Annotated in this window: 2 protein-coding genes and 1 pseudogene; all 3 read right to left on the bottom strand. The window is 66.0% G+C overall.

The window, feature by feature from the left end; translation table 11 throughout:
* Window positions 1-502: pseudogene (locus tag ACTS2Z_RS07185) on the bottom strand (hypothetical protein); the annotation flags it as partial.
* On the bottom strand, window positions 499-1,188 hold the full coding sequence (locus ACTS2Z_RS07180; RefSeq protein ID WP_442572538.1) for a hypothetical protein: 690 nt from the start codon (window positions 1,186-1,188) through the stop codon (window positions 499-501). The gene ACTS2Z_RS07180 and the pseudogene ACTS2Z_RS07185, both read right to left, overlap by 4 nt.
* Entirely contained in the window at window positions 1,185-2,750 is a 1,566-nt protein-coding gene (locus tag ACTS2Z_RS07175; RefSeq protein WP_442572537.1) for a Wzz/FepE/Etk N-terminal domain-containing protein, read from the bottom strand. Before ACTS2Z_RS07175 ends, ACTS2Z_RS07180 begins: the two co-directional genes overlap by 4 nt.
* Window positions 2,751-2,917: the final 167 nt, after the last annotated feature.

Genomic DNA, 2,917 nt, shown 5'->3' with positions numbered 1-2,917 from the left:
CGGGGAGGATTTCCTGCATCACCCCAAAGCCAGGCAGCAGAGCCCCCGCAATCGCGCTGCCTGCCATCAGGATAGCAAAGCTGACTGCAAAGATCGTGAGCAAGGAGCGCCAATCGAAGCGGGAGGCCAGCCAGAGGCCAAAAAGCGTGGTCATGGCGAGCGCCAGCGCACGCCGCGAGGTAATGCTGCCGTCAATCGACCAGAAGGTCGACAAGGCCGCGAGTATCGCCAGTGCCATCAGCGGCCAGGCGCGCAGCACCGTCTCCAGAAGCGGCAAGGGCCGCACCGCGATCAGCAGCAGGGTCATGCCGTAAACCGGCAACCAGACGAGGCGCAGGGCCTCGCCCGCATCAGGCCGCAAGGGATCAACCAGTAGCGGGCCAAGAAGCGCCTGCGAGAACAGGAGCATGGCGAGAACCGCCAGCGCACCTTCGGCCAGAGGGAGAAAGGTCAGCCTGGGAACGGCCGAGCGCCAGAGATCCGCCCGGTCCAGCGCGTTCATTGTGCGCGCCCCCCGGCCTCTCCCTGCCAGTCGCGCGCCCGGTTCACGACCACGCCCAGAACGCGCGCACCCAGCCCTTCGAGATAGGCGGCGAGCCGCTCGGCATCAGCGCGCTTGTCCTTGCGGGCATTGGCCACAAGGATCACGCCATCAAGATCGGGCGCGATGGCGGAAATGCCGGGCGAACCGTGCGGCGCATCGACTACGGACAAAGGCGCCATGGCGCGCAATTGATGCCAGTAGGCGGGCGCACGGCGGTAGATGAGCCGGTCCATCTCGCCGCTTCGGTGCTGAAAGCGTGTGACGAGCACATAGGCCCCTTCCAGCTTGCGCAGGACTAGGCGTCCTGTACCCGCCGGCTCTGCCGCCCAGAACGGTTCAGCGCCGATATCGGTGGAATAGGAAACGCCGTTCAGGCGCGCGCGGCCTGCTTGCGGATTATTGGCAAAATCCAGATCGACCAGCCAGACCGGCCCACCCGTTTCGGCGGCGGCGGCACGGGCAAGACCCGACGCTACGCTGGAGGTTCCGGCCTTGGCGGTAACGCCCAGCACCATGACGATCTTGCCCGGCGCGCCCGGCGGTGCGAGGCGGCGTGCAAGGTCAGCCAATTCTGTGGCGAACGCGTTCACCCCGTCCATCTCCGCAATCGGGCTATCCAGTCCAGCCTCGGAATACCGGCTCATGCCGGTCCGGCTCCGTGGCCGTAACGCGGTCCAAAATCCCGCACCCGCGCCAGTACCGCAAGTGGCCTTTGGGGACGAGACGCATGTGCGGGAGGTGGAGGCGGCGCAGCAGGGCGCGCAGCCTGACGATGGGGCGGTGCAAGTGGCTCGATGTCGGAAACGAAACCATCAGAATCGTCTTCGCGATGGACCGGGCGGCGCAGGGCACGCGGGTCACGCGTGGCTTCGAAATACCCTTTGAGCAGGCCCAGCAGCATGGCAGCGCCCATAGCCACTATGCCTGCCGCAGCAATTCCCGCCTTGCGCAAGGACTTTGCCTGCGCGGGAGGCGTGGCGCGTTCCACGATGCGTACCGAGTCGGCAATGCCGGTCGCCCCGCCCCGGCGCGAAGCAGCAGCAGCAAACTGCGCGGACAGCCGCGCGGCAGCTTCGCTGCGCGAAGCCGCTTCCCGGCTCAGACGGTCATACTGGCTGGCGAGGCCTGCGAGCCTGTCGGCCTGCTGGCGCGCCGCTTCCAGCTGCGCGCGCAAGGTCGCGGCAAGACGTGACTGCGCTGCGGCCTCGGATTCGCGTTGCAGGCGCGCCGTGTCCAGTTCCTGGAATACCGGATTGGCGCCCGTGCGGCGCTGCCCTGCCCCTTCCGCTCCCCCGGACTCGACCAGATCGCGCAAGGCAGCGATCTCGCGGTCAAGCGCCTGGACGGGCGGGGCGTCATCCTGATAGCGGGACGCCAGTTCGCGGCGGCGAACCTCCAAGGCCAGCAACTGGCCTGTCACATCATTCTCGACATGGAGCTCGATGGATTGAGGCATGTCCTGCAGGCGGCGCGACAGGGCGGCGGCACCGCCACTGGCTGATTGCGCCGCCGCTTCTGCCGCCAGCAACGCGTCTTCCAGCTCAGTCATGCGCGTCACGAGTGCGAGGCGCTCAGCCTGAAAATCAACGATGCCGTTTTCGGTCAGGAAGGCGCGAAGGTTTGTGGCCGCAACGGCTGAGGCCATTTCGGCAGCGGCGAGGCGCTGGCCAAGCGCTTCTGCCCCGTCTTCCACAAGAACCTCGCGGCGATAATCCATATACGCGTCCACGATGGCGTTCAGCACGTTGGCCGCCGCTGCGGGCGTCTCGCCGGCAAAGCTCGCATGCAGCACGCTGGCATTGGGGGCGCGTTCCACGTCGAAGCCATCACGCATCGCCTTCAGGCTGGATGCGTCGGGTGATCCGCCCTGACGTTCGATTGCCAGCCGCCGGACAGTTTCCGAATTCAGGATCTCTGCCTCGGACTGCAAAACCTGATCAAGGGTGAAGGCACCGCCCGAACCGGCAGCGCCTGGCGCCTGGTCCTCGGGGTCCAGCAGGACAAGCAGACGCGACTGCGCGACATATTCCGGCTTCAGCACGAACCAGGCAGCGCCCGCGAGCGGCAGAAAAAGCACCAGAAAGATCAGGAGGATGAAGCCCTTTTGTGCCCAGGCGAGCGCAAGCAGGTCGAACAGGTCAATCTCCCGGCGGCCCATGCCTGCCGGGGCGGAATTTCCTGAAGCGGTTCCGCGAGTTGATTCCATGAGCAACATCTGGCGGGGGTGCGCTTAATTTTTTCTTAGCCCGGCTCCGCGAAGGCTACACTTCAGCAATCATGGCGGTGACTCGAAGGTGGCATTCATGGGCAATCCGGACTGGACACGGCGCACGGCCCTCATGGCCCTTGTGGCAGGCAGCGCCGGTATCTCGC

Origin of the sequence: Glycocaulis sp. (assembly GCF_052168375.1) — a bacterium.
Classification (GTDB): domain Bacteria; phylum Pseudomonadota; class Alphaproteobacteria; order Caulobacterales; family Maricaulaceae; genus Glycocaulis.
This window is presented reverse-complemented; position numbering and strand designations above follow the sequence as displayed.